General features: G+C 34.3%; 18 protein-coding genes. All 18 read left to right on the top strand.

All coding sequences use genetic code 11. From position 1 onward, the window contains the following. Window positions 1-97: 97 nt before the first annotated feature. The 18 genes from ACTTKP_RS01015 (at window position 98) to nadD (ending at window position 18,636) form a co-directional block, all read left to right on the top strand. Window positions 98-829, top strand: a complete 732-nt coding sequence (locus ACTTKP_RS01015; RefSeq protein ID WP_442552045.1) for a hypothetical protein — start codon at window positions 98-100, stop codon at window positions 827-829. Between the two features lie 80 nt (window positions 830-909). Beyond that, entirely contained in the window at window positions 910-2,508 is a 1,599-nt protein-coding gene (locus tag ACTTKP_RS01010) for a YARHG domain-containing protein (protein ID WP_442552044.1), read from the top strand. Between the two features lie 125 nt (window positions 2,509-2,633). Further along, window positions 2,634-4,535: an Ig-like domain-containing protein gene (locus ACTTKP_RS01005; RefSeq protein ID WP_442552043.1), complete on the top strand. Its 1,902-nt coding sequence runs from the start codon at window positions 2,634-2,636 to the stop codon at window positions 4,533-4,535. A 124-nt stretch (window positions 4,536-4,659) separates the two neighbouring features. Beyond that, window positions 4,660-5,847, top strand: a complete 1,188-nt coding sequence (locus ACTTKP_RS01000; RefSeq protein WP_442552042.1) for a YARHG domain-containing protein — start codon at window positions 4,660-4,662, stop codon at window positions 5,845-5,847. Window positions 5,848-5,932: 85 nt separating this feature from the next. Then, on the top strand, window positions 5,933-7,318 hold the full coding sequence (locus ACTTKP_RS00995) for an ATP-binding protein (RefSeq protein ID WP_442552041.1): 1,386 nt from the start codon (window positions 5,933-5,935) through the stop codon (window positions 7,316-7,318). A gap of 158 nt (window positions 7,319-7,476) precedes the next feature. Beyond that, on the top strand, window positions 7,477-8,913 hold the full coding sequence (locus tag ACTTKP_RS00990) for an acyl-CoA carboxylase subunit beta (RefSeq protein WP_442552040.1): 1,437 nt from the start codon (window positions 7,477-7,479) through the stop codon (window positions 8,911-8,913). A gap of 18 nt (window positions 8,914-8,931) precedes the next feature. Beyond that, window positions 8,932-9,708, top strand: a complete 777-nt coding sequence (locus ACTTKP_RS00985; RefSeq protein ID WP_442552039.1) for an OadG family protein — start codon at window positions 8,932-8,934, stop codon at window positions 9,706-9,708. Between the two features lie 46 nt (window positions 9,709-9,754). After that, window positions 9,755-10,123, top strand: coding sequence for a biotin/lipoyl-containing protein (locus ACTTKP_RS00980; RefSeq protein ID WP_442552038.1), 369 nt, complete (start codon window positions 9,755-9,757; stop codon window positions 10,121-10,123). A 36-nt stretch (window positions 10,124-10,159) separates the two neighbouring features. After that, window positions 10,160-11,287 (top strand): sodium ion-translocating decarboxylase subunit beta, encoded by a 1,128-nt coding sequence (locus ACTTKP_RS00975; protein ID WP_442552037.1) that lies wholly within the window; start codon window positions 10,160-10,162, stop codon window positions 11,285-11,287. A gap of 39 nt (window positions 11,288-11,326) precedes the next feature. Further along, entirely contained in the window at window positions 11,327-12,739 is a 1,413-nt protein-coding gene (locus tag ACTTKP_RS00970) for an oxaloacetate decarboxylase subunit alpha (RefSeq protein WP_442552036.1), read from the top strand. Window positions 12,740-13,169: 430 nt separating this feature from the next. Next, window positions 13,170-13,898: an N-acetylmuramoyl-L-alanine amidase gene (locus tag ACTTKP_RS00965; protein WP_442552035.1), complete on the top strand. Its 729-nt coding sequence runs from the start codon at window positions 13,170-13,172 to the stop codon at window positions 13,896-13,898. Between the two features lie 348 nt (window positions 13,899-14,246). Then, a complete protein-coding gene (locus ACTTKP_RS00960) occupies window positions 14,247-15,191 on the top strand; it encodes an L-lactate dehydrogenase (protein ID WP_442552034.1) in 945 nt (314 codons plus the stop codon). A 188-nt stretch (window positions 15,192-15,379) separates the two neighbouring features. Then, on the top strand, window positions 15,380-15,688 hold the full coding sequence (rplU, locus tag ACTTKP_RS00955) for a 50S ribosomal protein L21 (protein ID WP_442552033.1): 309 nt from the start codon (window positions 15,380-15,382) through the stop codon (window positions 15,686-15,688). A 2-nt stretch (window positions 15,689-15,690) separates the two neighbouring features. After that, entirely contained in the window at window positions 15,691-16,020 is a 330-nt protein-coding gene (locus ACTTKP_RS00950; protein ID WP_442552032.1) for a ribosomal-processing cysteine protease Prp, read from the top strand. A gap of 4 nt (window positions 16,021-16,024) precedes the next feature. After that, window positions 16,025-16,315 carry a 50S ribosomal protein L27 gene (gene rpmA / locus ACTTKP_RS00945; protein WP_023353147.1) on the top strand — a complete coding sequence of 97 codons (291 nt, stop codon included), beginning with the start codon at window positions 16,025-16,027 and terminating at the stop codon, window positions 16,313-16,315. 74 nt (window positions 16,316-16,389) lie between these two features. After that, complete coding sequence (gene obgE, locus ACTTKP_RS00940; RefSeq protein WP_442552031.1) at window positions 16,390-17,676, top strand: GTPase ObgE; 1,287 nt, start codon at window positions 16,390-16,392, stop codon at window positions 17,674-17,676. Between the two features lie 27 nt (window positions 17,677-17,703). Beyond that, window positions 17,704-17,997, top strand: a complete 294-nt coding sequence (gene yhbY / locus ACTTKP_RS00935) for a ribosome assembly RNA-binding protein YhbY (protein WP_442552030.1) — start codon at window positions 17,704-17,706, stop codon at window positions 17,995-17,997. Window positions 17,998-18,015: 18 nt separating this feature from the next. Continuing rightward, window positions 18,016-18,636 carry a nicotinate-nucleotide adenylyltransferase gene (nadD, locus tag ACTTKP_RS00930; RefSeq protein WP_442552029.1) on the top strand — a complete coding sequence of 207 codons (621 nt, stop codon included), beginning with the start codon at window positions 18,016-18,018 and terminating at the stop codon, window positions 18,634-18,636.

Raw genomic sequence — 18,636 nt, 5'->3', positions numbered from 1 at the left:
TTGCTTTTTTATTTGCAAAACCCCTGAAAATAAAGGTTTTATAAGAAAACAAGGGGTGTCTTTTGACACTACCTAAATATAGAGAGAGGTAAAATTTATGAAAAAGAATTTATCAATAGTACTTATATTAGTAGTTGCATTAGGGTTATTTAATCCCATATCAGCTTATGCTAAATCTGGTCCAACAATTGAACAGCTTTATGGTGAAATGATGAATAGCATATCTAAATATAATTTCGTATCATTTACCAGAGATATTGAAAGAGTAAATGAATATGGAGAAAAAACACTTATTAAGCATAAATATAAGTTTAATTTAAAAAAATATACTCTCAACATAGATGTTGTAGCCTATGATGTGGACAAAAATAAGAAAAAGAAGGTGTTTGCTTTTAAATACAAATGTAGCTGGAATCGATCTAACTGGGAAAAAAATAAAACTTCATATCATACAACATATCTTAAAAATAGTATATATTCTCCGATAGTATCTGATGTAGTTGCTGCATTAGATTCAAAAACAGATTACTATATGCCTTACATGTATATATTGTGGGATTATTATATGGATGGTATGTCCTTATATCATCCATTGAAGGATGATAAAGTAAAGGCTGTAACAGATCCACAATATCCGGAATTTTGGAATTGGGAAGGTAGATATGATGCGTATGACTATAATGCTGAAACTGGATGGGCTATAACATATGTTTCGTTTTATGCCAATAAAAAGACCTATGTTCCAGATGAAATATGTATCGAAAGAAAGAATTCTGATAATAATCTGAGTTCAATTGTGACAGTATATAATATAGTGTATAAAAAATAACTTTTACTGCATTGGTAAATATAATCTACAAAGGAAATATACGAGACTTTAAACCAATAACTTTTTATGGGGAGATATTTATGGAACAAAATATTTATGTTATTTTAGGCATTAGCATATTAGTTTTAATTCCAATTTTTGTAGTTCAAGATAAAATTATATGTACTTATTATCTGGCAAAGCTTGCAGAAAGATATAAATATGGTATTGATATTGGGTGTAATACTTTAATAGAATTGAGAGAGAAACTGATAGATGTAATTGGGCAAGATGTAGTTATTATGGGAAATCATGTAATCGCAGGAGATGGAAGTACAAAATATGTATTTTCCATTGAAAATGGAAAAGTGATTGCAGAATATCCAAACTATTATCAAGGCTATTTAAAAATATTTAAGTTAAAAAAGGCTATATCTACAAGTGTGATAATGGACAAGATTGCTGCTAAATATAATCCTGAATTTCAAATTGAAGAACCTGTAACATATGCAAAGGCAGGAAGGGTTTTTAAAAGAACTGCATTTGTACTTGTATTATATGTTTTAATTGTTGGTTCAAGCTTAGTGTGGATAGTTTCGAATAATTCTTCTAAAATGATAGATCTTATAAAAAATTCTTCGCCAGCTGAATATCCAAACTATACATACGGAAAAGCTTTTGATACATTTTTTGATGAAACTAAATGGGAATTTTTTACATCCGATGGTAAAAATAACAGTTTTTTTGATAGCTTATTTGATAGGGGACTGGAAATAGTTGGGTTAAAAAAGAAAAACAGAAATCTTTTCAAAGTAGTAAAATTTACCGGTAAGAATTATTCTGATAGTGGTGAAATAGAGGTTGTAGTTAATTTTATTATTCATGATGATGGCAAAAATGTTAGTGTTCGTTCTGTAGAATTTAATGGTAAAAAATCGGAAAATGATATAATGAGAATTATATTCGATATAGTGGCTAAAGATGTTAAAAGTCAAAAAAGTACTGATAAGAAAGAAAAAGCTAAGAAAAAATCTAAAAAAAAGAAACAGAAAAAGGCAGAGAATAACAAAAAAGCCAAAAAGAAACAGGAAAAGACGACAACAGCGAATAATTACTATAACAATGAATTCCTTCTTCCATACAGCGATAGTACATATCTAACAGACTCTGATTTACGTATTATGAGTTCAGAAGAGCTTAGAATAGCTAGAAATGAAATCTTTGCCAGATATGGTCGTATGTTTAATGATGTTGAGTTACAAAATTACTTTAATAAATGCAGCTGGTATGAACCATTAATAAAACCAGAGAATTTCAACGAAAACCAGCTTAATGAATATGAGAAGGCTAATATACAGCTAATAAAACAACATGAAAAAGCTGCCAATTCCGGAAGTGAGAGCATATACTTTGCCGGTATGTACACAGATGGCAATGGTATCTATGTAGATATGCAACAGTATTCTTCACCCGGACAAACTGTATACGGCTTAAACGCAGGATATATTGAAATTTTGGGCGATAAAATTCAACTATATGAGAATAGGACTAATATTTATATGAGTGAAGACGGAAATCTACAAGTTCAAGTAAAGGGAAATTCTATAATTTTAACAGGAGAATTGACATTTTCACAAACTGGTGAAACTTTTGATGTATCAGGTGAATATAATTTGCAAAGAAGATATCCAAGACCTTGAAAAACTCCTCATTTGATGTAAATGCTTTTTGTGCATTAAAATATTTAATAATTCAAAGGAGGTAATGTAGATAAAATAGTCTAAAAGTAGTTAGTATACATGAAGCTAAAGGAAAGGAAAAAAGGATGAATAAGAAAATAAGTGTAATATTAGTAACAATGATGTTAGTTGTATTTGGTTATTTAAATACTTTTAACGAAAAGGTATATGCTGAGGATAAAAAGTATTTGGAAATGAATTCGGAAATAACCGAAAGCGGAATTTATGTAGTGCCTGCTGCCGGAAGAATTGAGGGAAATGTATATAGAATTTCAAAAGTTAATAGTGAGTATGAATTTAGGAGCTGTAGAGGTTCTATAATAGGAACAGAGTATTATAGGATTCCTGCCGGTGAATATAATATAAGTATTGCTCGTAATGGAAAAATAAAGTATATACAGGAATCTCCATCTATATATGAACAGGAGGATAATAATAGCTTAGATACCGCTACTGTTATTCAATCTAATATTTTATATACGGGTGGTTTTTCAGGTTCAAGATCCCCACATCATGGTGATTATGATGATTATTATAAAATAAATTTGCCACAAAATGGAAGTATATATGTGGAAGCTCCATTAAAAAATGACTATTATAAACTTAAAGCTGTTTTATATGAAGAAGATACTACTGGTAATGTAAAGGAGTTGCAAAAATATGAGTATAGTGATTTAAAATCTGCTAAATTCAGACTTCATAAAGGAACAGTATATTTGAAAATATTTGTTGCTGATGTAGATGGTTACTATGATGATTATCAATTTAAAGTAGTTTATAATCCTGATACTGAACTTTCTGAAGTTGAGTACAATAATGAAAAAGATACAGCAAATATAATTCAGCCTAATTTGAGCTATACTGGTAACATTAACTATGGTTATAATAATGAATATGATGTTGATTTCTATAAAATAAACTTACCAACTATAGGAAGAGCTAAACTTAGATTGCAAGTACCAAGGCAAACAGAAAATGAACTGTTTAAGGCTGAATTACTGCAATATGACTCTCGGGATAAAGCTACTGTTATTGATACTTTGTATTCTACTGAAAATCCTGTAAATTATGGGCAGGAAAAGGTATTGAAAGCTGGTGAATATTACATTAGAGTTACTAGAACCGGTGGTAAAGAGGAGTCTTTTGTAGATTATAATATTCAGTTAGAATATAAAACAGAAGTGCTTGTTGATAAAATAGAAGTTTCCAGCCCTAAGACAGAGTATTTTACCGGAGATGAGGCTAAGTTAAATGTAACAGTTTTACCTGAAAATGCTGAAAATAAAGATGTGTCATGGAGTACAAATGACGAAAAAGTAGTAACAGTAGATGGATATGGAAATATTACTTGTAAAAAAGCCGGTACAGCTATTATTATAGCCAGATCAAAATCATCAACCAATGTATATGGTGAGTATAGGATTACAGTTAAAGAGGTACTGGTAGAACAGATAGATGTAAATATTAATAATACAGTTCTTGGCGTGGGTGGAAAAACTAAAGTTATGGCTGATATTTATCCTGCCAATGCTGACAACAAATCTATAATCTGGGATACTTCTGATTCTTCCATAGCTACTGTGTCTGATAAAGGCATCGTTAAGGCACTTAAGTCAGGTAAGGTTACAATACAGGCAATGGCTTCAGATACCAGCGGTATTATTGGTACAGTTGAGCTTACAATTAAGAAAAATGAAAGTGTGAAACTTAAATCTATAACTGTAACAGAAAAAAATGGGAAAAATAAAGAAATATTTAAATTTAATTCTAATGATAGTAAGATGGTACTTACATTAGGGAGAGATTTAGATGTTATAAATATTTTACCTAACACAGTTAGCAAAAAGGTGAAATTCACTATAAATGGCAAGAAAGTAAAAAAGATAAAAATAAAAATTGGACGTGGAAAGACTAAGAAAGTAACTATTAAAGTCCATAATGAAATAGGAAAAAGTAAAAGATATATTGTTTATGTGACTAGAAATTAGGTCTTATTTATATCTAGGAGATTGATTTATCAGTATAATAAAAACTAATTTACTGAAATTTTGTAAATAAGTAGCTTTTAATTTATTAAAAGATTGGCTTTGACTTTAAGTGGGTGAATGAATTATGAAAAAATTATGGAACACATTAGTAACAGTAGTAATTATTCTTGTATTATTAAGAGCATTTAGCAATTTAATAGACAGTAATGGAACACCTAAGAAAAAGAATAATATTACAACAGATTATAAGACAAATGAAATTAATGGACAGAAGCAAGAAAATGAAAAAAATAAAAAAGAATTTTCACAGAATGAAACTGTTGAATTTGGAGGGGTTGAATATAAAATAATAAATGTAGTAAAAAGTAGTGGGAGTCAATTTGATAAACCTAAAAGTGGTTGTGAATATGTTACAGTATACATAAGAATTGATAATAATTCTAATGAAAAAATATCATATAATCCGTTAGACTGGAAGATGGAAAATAGCAAGGGACAAGAAACTTCTTGTGATATTATTGGAGGAGATAGTGACACAAAGTTACATAGTGGTGCTTTAAATCCAAATGGTTATGTTGAAGGAAGTATAACATTTGAACAGCCTATTGGAGATAATGATTTAAAATTAAATTTTTATAACAATGTATTTGTTTCTAATGAGCCTTACTTTAAGTTTATTTTGGGCAGTAGAAAAACCAATAATAATTTTGTAAATGGTGGGACTAAGTCAACAGATAACACACAAAAATATATAAATAATAACCAGAGTTTTTCTTCAAATTCGAGCAATGGAGTGGAGTACAGCCGAGAAGAACTTGTAAATGCAGCTTACAATTACTACATAGCTAAACATGGATATTCTTCTATAGGTGTAGTCTTAGATCATTATGACGGTGATAATGCTGTAATTTGGATTAATGAAGATACACCTGAAAGAGTTTTAGCTTTGGACTGGTATACAGTAAATATATATACCGGTAAAGGAACTGATTTTTTGGGAGCTCCAATTGATATAATGAACCCACCGACAACAACAACTAATAATTACAATAACGATGAATATATCTTCCCTTACAGTGATAGTCAATATTTAACTGATTCTGATTTATGGTCAATGAGTTCAGATGAGCTTAGAATAGCAAGAAATGAAATCTATGCCAGACACGGGCGTATGTTCAAAGATCAAGCCCTACAGAACTATTTTAATTCTAAAAGCTGGTACATACCTTCTGTAAGACCTGAAGATTTTAATGAACAATGGCTTAATGAATATGAAAAGGCAAATGCTAAATTTATAAAAAGCTTTGAATAAAATTTACAAAAACGTATTATGCAAAAACATATTATTGCATAATACGTTTTTGCATTGTATAATATCCATATTAGGAGGTGATACAATGCGTTTTATAGGCAGAGAATATGAATTAAAGGAATTAAACGAAGAATATAACAAGGGAAACTTTGCCTTATCAGTAATTTACGGAAGAAGACGAGTAGGTAAAACCTATTTAATAAAGGAATTTCTAAAAGACAAGAAAGGCTATTATTTTGTAGCTTTAGAGTCGAATGCACTGATTAATTTAAGCCTATTATCTATAGCTGTGTATGAAGCTTGTGGTAATTTGAAGGGATTACCGGATTTTTTGGATTTTGAATCAGCTTTTAGATACTTATTTGAATATACAAAAGAAAATAGGATAGTCTTTGTAATTGATGAATATCCATATTTAGCGCAAACTGCAGAATATATATCTTCTTTATTGCAAAAACTAATTGATGAATATCGGGATAATAGTAAACTTTTTCTTATATTATGTGGTTCATCTATGAGTTTTATGGAGAATCAGGTATTAGCTTATAAAAGTCCACTCTATGGAAGAAGGACAAGTCAGTTAAAGATTAATCCGTTTAATTATTTGGATGCAGCAAAATTCGTGGAAAGCTATAGTTATAAAGAAAAAGCGATAGTATACGGACTTACGGGTGGAATAGCTGAATATTTAACATTCTTTAATGATAATGTAGAATTAAAAACTAATATTATCAACAATTTCCTTAAAACTAGTGGCAGATTGTTTGAAGAACCGACTAACTTATTAAAACAGGAATTAAGACAACCTAAGACTTACAATGATATACTTTTTGCAATTGCGGGTGGATCCAGTAAATTAAATGAGATTGCAACCAAATTAAATATGCAGACTGGTGGACTTACATATTACATAAATTCTTTGGTTGAGCTTGGAATTGTAGAAAAGAAAACACCGGTTCTTGATAGAAAAACTAAAAGGCCGGTATATGTGATAAAAGATACCATGTTTAGATTTTGGTATTACTTTGTTCAAAAAGGTATGAACCTGATAAATATGGAACTTGGTGAAATAGTTTATGACAAACAGGTTGAAGCAAGATTGAATGATTATATGGGAAGTGTATTTGAAAAAATAACCATAGAATACTTTGAGCAAAGGCTTCGTAAAGGTAAATTAAATTTTATACCGGCTGATTACGGAAACTGGTGGGGAAATGATAAAATAAGAAAACAAGAGTCTGAAATAGATTTATTAGCTTATGATGAAAGTAATAATAATTGTTTATTTGCTGAAGTAAAATGGAGAAATCAAAAAACTGATGAAACTGTATTAAAAGACTTAATAGAAAAGTCTATGAATTTTGGATGTTTGGATAGATATTATTGGTTGATAAGTCTGTCAGGGTTTGAAAAATTTACTAAACTTGAAAATGTAGAATTGATTGATATTAATGATGTTTATGAAGTATAAAATCTTAATTCAATGATAAAAAACTAAAAAAACTTAAAATGCCACTTGTACTTTTCATATTATAAGTTTATAATTATAATCGGCAATAAGTTGGATGTTTAGATACAATTCAGTTTATTCTGGATAAAACCAAACTTAAGTTTAATGGAGGGCTAAGAATGGGTAGTACAGCAGTGCTGTCAGCAAGAGATAGAATACTTTCTCTGCTTGACGAAAACAGTTTTGTTGAAATTGGTGCTTTAGTAACAAAAAGAAGCACAGATTTCAATCTGAGTGAAAAAGAAGTTCCTGGTGATGGCGTAATTACAGGCTATGGTCTTATTGACGGTAGTCTTGTTTATGTTTATAGTCAGGATAAGGATGCTCTTGGCGGTTCTATGGGCGAGATGCATGCAAGACAGATAGTTAATGTTTATGACCTTGCTACTAAGGTTGGAGTTCCTGTAATTGCTATTACAGACTGTGCAGGTATGCGCCTTGAGGAATCCACAGATGCACTTGATGCCTTTGGTAAGGTATATCAAAGACAGGTACTTGCAAGTGGAGTTATCCCAACAGTTACCGTAATTCTCGGAACTTGCGGTGGTGGTTCTGCTATATCGGCAGCTATCAGTGATTTTGTCATTATGACAAAAGAAAATGCTAAGCTTTTTGTAAATTCACCAAATGCAGTAGATAATAATTATACTGCTAAATGTAATACAGCAGGTGCAGCATTTCAGGCTGAGTCAGGTAATGTAGATATTGTTGCAGCAGATGATGTGGAAGCTCTTGCTAAGGCTAGAGAACTTGTTTCTATTCTGCCTTCAAATAATGAGGATACAGGTGTATTAAGTGAATGTGAGGATGACTTAAACAGGGCAACGGCAGGGCTTGGCTCACATATAAAAGATGCGGCAGTAGCTCTTCGTGAAATTTCAGATAATAACTGGTTCTTAGAGCTTAAAGCTGATTGTGCAAAAGAGATGGTAATCGGCTTCATCCGTCTTAACGGAGCAGTTGTAGGAGCAGTGGCAAACCGCAGCGAATTATTAGGTGAGGACGGCAAGGTAGCAAAGAAGTTTGATACAGTACTTACTATGGCAGGTGCTTACAAGGCAGCCCATTTTGTTGAGTTCTGTGATTCTTTCTCAATTCCGGTACTTACACTTACTTCTGTAACAGGTTTTGCTTCATCTGTAGGCGAGGAGCGTTCTATAGCAAGAGCATTATCACAGCTTACAGCAGCTTTTGCAAATGCTACAGTGCCTAAGGTAAACCTTATTGTAGGCAAGGCTTATGGAAGTGCTTATATTACAATGAATTCAAAGCATATCGGTGCAGACCTTGTATTTGCTTATAATGATGCTGAAATTGGTATGATGGATGCTAAACTTGCGGCTGAAATTATTTATGACGGTAAGGATGCGGCTACAATTAATGAGAAGGCAAGTGAATATGCTGCACTTCAGAACAGTCCTGTAGCTGCGGCTAAGAGAGGTTTTGTGGACAGTATAATTGAGCCTGCTTCAACCAGAAAACAGCTTGTATATGCTTTTGAAATGTTATATACAAAGAGAGAACATCGTCCAAACAAAAAACACAGCACAATTTAATATAGAGAGGAAGTAAATATGCAGAAAAGACTAATGTTATTAGTGCTTAGCGTTTTCTCCTGCTTTATGCTTCTTAGTGGCTGTGCAAATGCTTCTAAGACAAGCAGTGAAACCTTGACTTATCATAAAGATACTGTAATGCAGTCGGGAAATTTTTTTGCTAAGTCTTGGGCAGAAGGTGAACTTGCAGATCTTGTTAAAGAAAGACTTGATAACAAATCTAAGAAACTTATTTTACCTATGGTAGAAAACCTGGATAATGTTAAGGAAGAGGTAGGTAGTTTTAAGTCAGTTGATGAGGCTAGTGCTAATATTGTAGAAGGCAAAGATTTTGTTAAATTTGAAGAGATGATTGAGTTTGAAGGCGGAGTAGTTAAGTTTGTAGCTACTTTTGATGAGAATAGTGTTGACAGTGGATACCTCCCTTCAAGCCTTTCTGTTGAGAGACAGGTGACGATGGCACAAAAACTTGAAAAGGCAGGTCTTAATACCATCTTTGGTATGCTTTTCATTTTCATCGTACTTATTTTTATCAGCTTTGTAATCAGAGCCTTGAGCCTTGTACCAAAGTTCCTTGCTAAGAAGGAAGATGCTGAAGGACAGGCTGAACAGATTCAGACAGTTGTAGAACCTGTAACAGAAGTTCAGACAGAGGATATAAGCGGTGCAGAACTTACAGCAGTTATGATGGCAGCTATTATGGCTTATACAGCAGACAATGCAGAAGTACCTTCTGACGGACTTGTAGTTCGTTCTATAAGAAGGAAAGGCAATGGTTCTTGGAAGAACGCTTAGTATTTTTGTTTTAATATTTTTAATAATTTGAAAGGATAATTTTATTATGAAAACATATACAATTACTGTTAATGGAACAGCTTATGAAGTAACTGTTGAAGAGGGTTCTAGCGCAGGTGCAGCTCCTGTAGTTAAAAGTGCAGCTCCTGTAGCAACTCCAAAGCCTGTAGTATCAGCTCCTGCTGCAAGTGGTGCAGTTGGTGCAGTTAAGGTTAATGCACCTATGCCAGGTAAGATTTTAGCAGTAAAGGCAAATGCAGGTCAGGCTGTTAAGAAAGGTGATGTAATCATCGTACTTGAGGCTATGAAAATGGAAAATGATATAGTTGCTCCTCAGGATGGAACTATAGCTTCTGTTTCCTGTGCAGTTGGTGATGCGGTTGAGGCAGGTGCTTTACTTGCTTCTCTTAACTAAATTAATAACTGTACAATAAATTGGAGGTAATTAGCTATGAGCTATATTTCAAATATGCTCGAGAACCTGGCAGGACAGACAGCGTTTGTCAACCTGTCCTGGGGCAATATTCTTATGATTTTTATTGCTCTTGTGTTCTTGTATCTGGCCATAGCAAAGGGATATGAGCCGCTTCTTCTCGTTCCTATTTCCTTTGGTATGTTGCTTGTAAATATCTATCCGGATATTATGAAAGAAGGCGGACTTCTCCATTTCTTCTTCTTGCTTGATGAATGGAGTATCCTTCCTTGTCTTATATTCTTAGGTGTAGGTGCGATGACCGACTTTGGTCCGCTGATTGCTAACCCTATAAGCTTTATTATGGGTGCGGCTGCTCAGTTCGGTATCTTCGGTGCTTATTTCTTCGCTATCTTACTTGGCTTTAATGACAAGGCGGCTGCAGCCATCGCTATTATTGGTGGAGCGGACGGTCCTACATCTATCTTCCTTGCAGGTAAGCTTGGACAGACTGAATATATGGGACCAATTGCAGTTGCGGCATATTCATATATGTCATTAGTTCCTATCATTCAGCCACCAATTATGAAGCTTTTTACAACTGAGAAAGAAAGAAAAATCAAGATGGAACAGCTTAGACCTGTAAGTAAGCTTGAAAAGATTTTCTTCCCAATAGTTGTTACTATAGTTGTTACACTTATTCTTCCAACTACAGCTCCTCTTGTAGGTATGCTTATGCTTGGTAATCTTTTTAGAGAAAGTGGAGTAGTTAAACAGCTTCAGGAAACTGCAAGTAATGCACTTATGTACATAGTAGTTATTTTACTTGGTACTTCAGTAGGTGCTACAACTTCAGCAGAGGCTTTCTTAAAGGTTGATACACTTAAGATAGTTGCTCTTGGTCTTGTTGCCTTTGGAATTGCAACAGCTACAGGTGTGCTTTTTGGTAAATTACTTTGCCATTTAACAGGAGGAAAGATAAATCCTCTTATTGGTTCAGCAGGAGTATCTGCAGTACCTATGGCAGCCAGAGTATCACAGAAGGTAGGTTCTGAGGCAGATCCTTCAAACTTCCTGCTTATGCACGCTATGGGACCTAATGTTGCCGGAGTTATCGGTACTGCAGTTGCAGCAGGTGTATTTATGGCTATTTTTGGAGTTAAATAAAGGTAATTGTAATATTGAATTTTAAAAGGAGATTAACATATGTCAGAACAGGGTAATAAGGCAGTTAAGATAGTTGATACTGTCCTTCGTGATGCACATCAGTCCCTTATCGCAACAAGAATGACGACTGAAGAGATGCTTCCTATAATTGGCAAAATGGATGAAATCGGATATCACGCAGTAGAGTGCTGGGGTGGTGCTACATTTGATGCCTGCCTTCGTTTCTTAAAGGAAGATCCATGGGAGAGACTTCGTAAGCTTAAGGCAGGATTTAAGAAAACAAAGCTTCAGATGCTTTTCAGAGGTCAGAACATACTCGGATACAACCATTATTCAGATGATGTAGTTGAGTACTTTGTTCAGAAATCACTTGCAAACGGTATAGATATAATCAGAATTTTTGACTGTTTCAATGACCTTCGTAACCTTCAGACTGCAGTTAATGCATCTAAGAAGGAAGGTGGACATGCTCAGGTAGCGCTTTCCTATACATTAGGCGAGGCTTATACTCTTGATTACTGGAAACAGAAAGCTAAAGCTATCGAAGAGATGGGTGCTGATTCTCTTTGTATAAAGGATATGGCAGGACTTCTTGTACCAACTGAGGCTACAAAGCTTGTTACAGCACTTCGTGAAGGTACAAATCTTCCTATCGAAATGCATACACACTATACATCAGGTGTTGCTTCTATGACTTATATGAAGTCTGTTGAAGCAGGTGCAAATATAATAGATACAGCTATGAGTCCTCTTGCTATGGGAACCAGCCAGCCAGCTACAGAAGTTATGGTTGAAGCTTTCAGGGGAACTGAGTATGATACAGGACTTGACCAGAATAAGCTTGCTGAAATAGCAGATTATTTCCGCCCACTTCGTGAGAAATATCTTGCAAGCGGACTTATGAGTACCAAGGTTCTTGGTGTAAACATCAAGACACTTCTTTACCAGGTACCTGGCGGTATGCTTTCAAACCTTGTATCTCAGCTTAAAGAAGCTCATGCAGAAGATAAGTACGAAGAAGTACTTAAGGAGATACCAAGAGTAAGAGCTGACTTCGGTGAGCCACCTCTTGTTACACCTTCTTCACAGATAGTTGGTACTCAGGCAGTTCTCAACGTGCTTCAGGGTGAGCGTTACAAGATGATAACAAAAGAGTCAAAGAAGATTCTTTCAGGTGAGTTCGGTGAGACAGTTAAGCCTTTCAATCCGGAGGTTGTTAAGAAGGCTATCGGAGACCAGAAGCCAATTACCTGCAGACCTGCAGACCTTATAGAGCCACAGCTTGCTAAGTTTGAGGAAGAAGTAAAAGAGTGGAAACAGCAAGATGAGGATGTGCTTTCTTATGCACTTTTCCCACAGGTTGCTACAGAATTCTTCAAATACAGAAAAGCTCAGCAGACAAAGGTTGACAGCACTGTAGCAGATACCGCTAACGGAGCTTATCCGGTATAAAATTAGGGTGTCAAAAGTATTTGAAAAAATGATATAAAAACAGGCAGTTGCAAAGGATTATAAAATTCCGGGTAACTGCCTTTTTGAATAAATTATCCCAAATTATTCACAAAAATATTGCGAAATATCGTAATTAAGCAAGAGTCTCCAATTACGATATTTTGCAGTTCTCCCCATAGTCATAGACCGAAAATAGTTTATTTTAGTGTGCTATGCGGAATAAGAGGTCTTTTACCTATGGAGTGAATAGTTAGGGATTATTTTAAAATTAAAAGAATTAAATAGTAGGAAACATACTTCCGCTCAGTGTGATATTGTGGTAAAGTTAAATGCAGACTTTCAATTACTGCATGAATACAAATATACTGTTCATTGGCTGTGAAGAAAGTAAATTGCAAGTAGATTGTTCTTTAGGATTAAGGAGAAAGATATGAGAAAGATATTAAGCTTTGTATTGATTTTGTCAATGTTTATGGCTTTGTGGATGAATGATGTAACTACTGTTAGTGCAGTTAAGAGTGATAAAAAAATAATATGCATAGATGCCGGACATCAGACCAAGGCTAACCTTGAAAAAGAGCCTATAGGTCCCGGTGCAAAAACCACTAAATTTAAGGTAACAGGCGGTACAAGCGGGTTGTGGACTAAGCAGACTGAGTATAGTCTTGCTCTTAAGGTGGCTAAAAAATTAAAAAAGATTCTTAAAAAACGTGGCTACAAGGTAATAATGTGCAGAGAAAAAAATGATGTAAATATGAGTAACTCTGAAAGAGCTGCGATTGCAAATGAAGCTAATGCTGATGCATTTATCAGGATTCATGCAAACGGTGCTGCAAGTAAGACTGTAAATGGTGCAATGACTATCTGCCAGACTAAAAATAATCCTTTTAATTCAGATTTATATTCTAAAAGTAAGTTATTGTCTGAAAAGGTACTGGATGGTGTTGTAGCTAAATCCGGCTGTAAGAAGCAGTATGTCTGGGAAACCGATACTATGAGTGGTATAAACTGGGCTCAGGTCCCTGTAACTATAATAGAAATGGGATATATGACTAATGAAGTAGAAGATAAGGCATTAAATACCGCTTCTTATCAGAAAAAAATGGCTGAAGGAATGGCGAATGGAATAGATGAGTATTTTAAGGCTCTTGGTAAGTAAGTATAAAAAATTGGCAGTATTTATAGTGAATTAGCTATAAATACTGCCGTTTTTTTAAGTATTTTAACATTATTTTGATTTCATGACCGTAATATGCTTGAAAAAAATTATTTTGAGAGAGATGTATCATTACAATGAAGTAGGACATGATTGTAAAAGTGTAATTGAGTATGGTAAAGGTACTATATCCGGAGAAATTCGTTGAAGATATCTATGTATTAATTAGCTATCCGGCATAATTAAAAGACTATACAAGAAATCCTAATGTACTATTCTAAAAACATATCTATCCTTACAAACCAATTAATGCTATAATGATAACAAATCTCAACTAAGAAAGGGGAATTTATGATAAATTTTAGAAAAGCAGTTATGGTAGGTTGCGGTTTTGTAGGTTCAGCATCAGTTTTTGCACTTATGCAGAGTGGACTTTTTTCAGAAATAGCAATGATAGATGCCGATATGGATAAAGCAGAGGGGGAGGCTATGGATATAAGCCATGGCATACCTTTTGCAAAGCATATGCGTGTGTATGCCGGAAACTATGATGATGTAAGAGATGCAGGTATAGTTATAGTGACAGCCGGAGCTAATCAGAAGCCTGATGAAACAAGATTAGATTTGGTTCATAAAAATGTAGGAATATTTAAAAGTATAATACCTGAAATAGCAAGCAGAGATTTCAAGGGAATTCTGCTCATAGTTGCAAATCCGGTGGATATCCTTACTTCTGTAGCTCAAAAACTTTCGGGACTGCCTGAAAACAGGGTAATCGGTTCAGGTACAGTTCTTGATACAGGTCGTCTTAAAACCAGACTTAGTGACCATCTGGGAGTTGACTCAAGAAGTATACATGCATTTATAATAGGAGAGCATGGAGATAGTGAGATAGCAGCATTTAGCTCTGCCAATGTTTCAGGTATTCCTCTTAATGATTTCTGCGAAATGAGAGGTCATTACAGCCATGATGAATCAGAAAAAAATATAGCAGAAGAAGTTAAAAATGCTGCTTATGAGATTATTCAAAGAAAGAGAGCTACTTATTTTGGTGTAGCTATGGCAGTTAAGAGAATTTGTGAAGTTATAGTAAGAGATGAAAAGTCAATTCTTCCGGTGTCTACAATGATGCATGGTGAACAGGGAATAGACGGAGTAGTACTTAGTATGCCTTGCATAGTAGGAAGTGACGGAATTGAAACTCAGGTACCTATTAAACTTGATGAGGATGAATTGAAGAGGCTTAGGGAATCAGCAGGTATACTTAAGGGAATTATATCTGAATTGAATATTTAGGATTATTATATTATATCAAATAAATGTTACAGGAAAATATACTGTAGAAAATTTGAAGATAAGCAGAAAATTAGTTGACATCTATATTTTAGTATGATAAACTATAAATTGTGCCGCACTGTGTGGGTAGAAGTTTGTCTGAAAAAGGCAGCACCTAAGCAGGCGAGAATTATAATAGGAGGAGCCATATGTACGCAATTATTGCAACAGGTGGTAAGCAGTATAAGGTAGCTGAAGGTGATGTTATTCAGGTTGAAAAACTTGGTGTAGCAGCCGGAGAGACTTATACCTTTGATCAGGTTCTTGCAATCGGTGGTGACAAGTTTGTTCTTGGAAACCCTGTAGTAGCCGGTGCTACTGTAACAGCTACAGTTGAAAAAGAAGGCAAGGGACCTAAGATTGTTGTCTACAAGTATAAACGCAAGAGTGGATACCACAAGAAAAACGGACATAGACAGTTATATACAAAGCTTAAGATTGAAAAAATCAACGCTTAATTATGATTAAGGTTATTGTGTCTGTAGACAAAAACGGCGGTTACAAGAGCATTGAATTTTCAGGACATGCTTTATTTGCAGATTATGGCAATGATATAGTGTGTGCTGCAGTTTCTATATTAGCTCTGAATACGCTGAACTCTATTGAGGCATTGTGTGGAGATAAATTTGATGCTGAAGATGACGCTGCTAAGGGTTATCTGAAAGCTGAATTTAAGAGTAAATTAAGTGATAAAGCTAATTTACTTATAAAATCTCTAATGTTAGGTCTTGATGGAATATCACATGAATACGGTAAAAAGTTCATTACAATAATAAGGCAGGAGGTGTAATGCGATGTTAAGATTGAACCTTCAGTTTTTTGCTCATAAGAAGGGTGTTGGTTCTACAAAGAACGGCAGAGATTCTGAGTCCAAAAGACTTGGTGCTAAAAGAGCAGATGGTCAGTTCGTATTAGCTGGAAATATTCTTTATAGACAGCGTGGAACTCATATTCATCCTGGAACAAATGTTGGAATCGGCAAAGATGACACATTATTTGCAACAGTTGATGGAAAAGTTAAATTCGAGAGATTAGGAAGAGACAGAAAGCAGGTTTCTGTTTATCCGGTAGCTGTAGCTGAATAATAACTGATAATTAGCTCCAAATCTTTGTGTAGCATAGATTTGGAGCATTTTTAATATAAAAAAGGAAAAGAAAAATGTTTGCAGATAGTGCAAAAATATATGTAAAATCGGGAAATGGCGGAAATGGCCATGTAAGTTTCAGAAGAGAGCTTTTTGTAGCCGCAGGAGGGCCTGATGGCGGAGATGGTGGAGACGGCGGAGATGTAATTTTTGTTGTAGATAAGAATATAAATACTCTCAATGAATTTAGATATGTAAGAAAATATTATGCTAAAGATGGTGATGAAGGTGGGAAGAAACGCTGTCATGGAAAAGACGGCGATGACATAATTATAAAAGTACCTGAAGGTACTGTAGTTAAAGATGCAGAGTCAGGCAAGGTAATAGTTGATATGTCAGGTGACAATCAACGAGAAGTTATCTTAAAAGGCGGTAGAGGTGGAAAAGGTAATATGAACTTTGCAACACCTACTATGCAGGTTCCTACCTATGCTCAGCCGGGAAAAAAGGGTATTGAACTTACTCTTATTTTAGAGCTTAAACTCATTGCTGATGTAGGATTGGTAGGTTATCCTAATGTGGGTAAATCAACCATACTTTCAAGGTGTACTAATGCTAAGCCGAAGATTGCTAACTATCATTTTACAACTTTACATCCAAATCTTGGTGTGGTTGATCTTGGTAGTGGAAGCGGTTTTGTAATTGCTGATATTCCGGGACTCATAGATGGTGCTTCTGATGGAGTAGGTTTAGGTCATCAGTTCTTAAGACACATTGAAAGAACAAGGGTAATTGTACATGTGGTTGATATTTCAGGTTCTGAGGGAAGAGAGCCAATTCAGGACATAAAAAGTATTAATAAAGAGTTAGAAAATTATAACCCTGAATTATTGAAAATACCACAAATTATAGCAGCTAATAAGATGGACTTATTTTATGGAGATGAAGCCGATGAAAAACTAAAAGAATTTCATGAGGCTTTTGATGGAGAAAATATTGCCATTTACCCTATTTCAGCAGTTTCCGGAAAGGGTATTAAAGAGCTTTTGTATGCTGTAAATAATATACTTAAGACTCTTGACAGAACTCCTGTGGTTTTCCATAAAGAGTTTGATGCTTCTGATCTTGTTAGAGAAGAAAGTCCTCTTGAAATTACAAAAGTCAAAGAGGGAGAATATCTTGTTAAGGGTTCCAAAATCGATAAGATGCTTGGTTATACTAATTTAGATGATGAGAAGGGCTTTGCGTTCTTCCAAAAATTCCTGCGTGATCAGGGAATAATAGCTAAATTAGAGGAACTTGGCATAGAAGAAGGGGATCTTGTAAATCTTGGAGATATTAGTTTCGATTATTATAAATAAATTTAAAATAATAAAGTAGGAGATAACATGACAAGCAAACAGAGAGCATATCTTAAAGGTCTGGCAATGAATTTAGATCCGATATTCAATGTGGGAAAGGCTAGTATTACGCCTGAATTTACTATAGCGATTGCAGAGGTTCTGGAAACAAGAGAGCTTATTAAAATTGCAGTACTTAAAAATTGTTTAGATGAACCAAGAGAAATAGCGGAAGTTTTAGCTGAACGCACACATTCTCAAGTTGTTCAGGTTATAGGAAAGAAAATAGTGCTTTATAAAGAATCAAAAGATCATAAAAAAATTGAGCTTCCTAAAAAGTAAGTAAAAGTAGAGTGAAATATGAAAAAAATAGGCATTTTAGGAGGAACATTTAACCCGATTCATAATACCCATATTGAAATGGCTAAGGCAGCATTATCTAGCCAAGATCTATCAGAAGTTTGGATGATGCCTGCTAAAATTCCTCCTAATAAGTTAGGAATGGCTATAACTGAGGACTTTCACAGATATAATATGGTGAAACTTGCACTTGAAAATGCGGATAATATTTATCCTTCGGATTTTGAAATACTACGAGATGGCATAAGTTATACTTCAGATACCCTCATTGAGTTAAGAAAGTATTATCAAAATGTAGAATTTTATCTTATTATAGGGGGAGATTCAGTATTATATCTTGAAGATTGGCATAAACCACAGGATATATTTGATAATGCTGTTATCTTATATGTGTCCAGAGTTGGTGATGCTTCTAGGAAGTGTAAACATCATATTCAAAATGTATTAAAAACGACTTTTAAGAATGTCAGGATGCAGGAAATTCCCTTTGAAATAACATCTGTTTCTTCAACAGAAATAAGACGGCTTATAGCAGAGGGAATAGAAGATAGCAAACAGTTAAACATCAATGAACAAGTTATGGATTATATCTTAAAAAATGGACTGTATAAGGAGAACTGA

The sequence above is a fragment of the Catonella sp. genome (assembly GCF_052169795.1).
GTDB lineage: Bacteria > Bacillota > Clostridia > Lachnospirales > Lachnospiraceae > Catonella.
The sequence above is the reverse complement of the archived record's forward strand: the minus strand, read 5'-3'. Positions and strand labels throughout refer to the sequence as shown.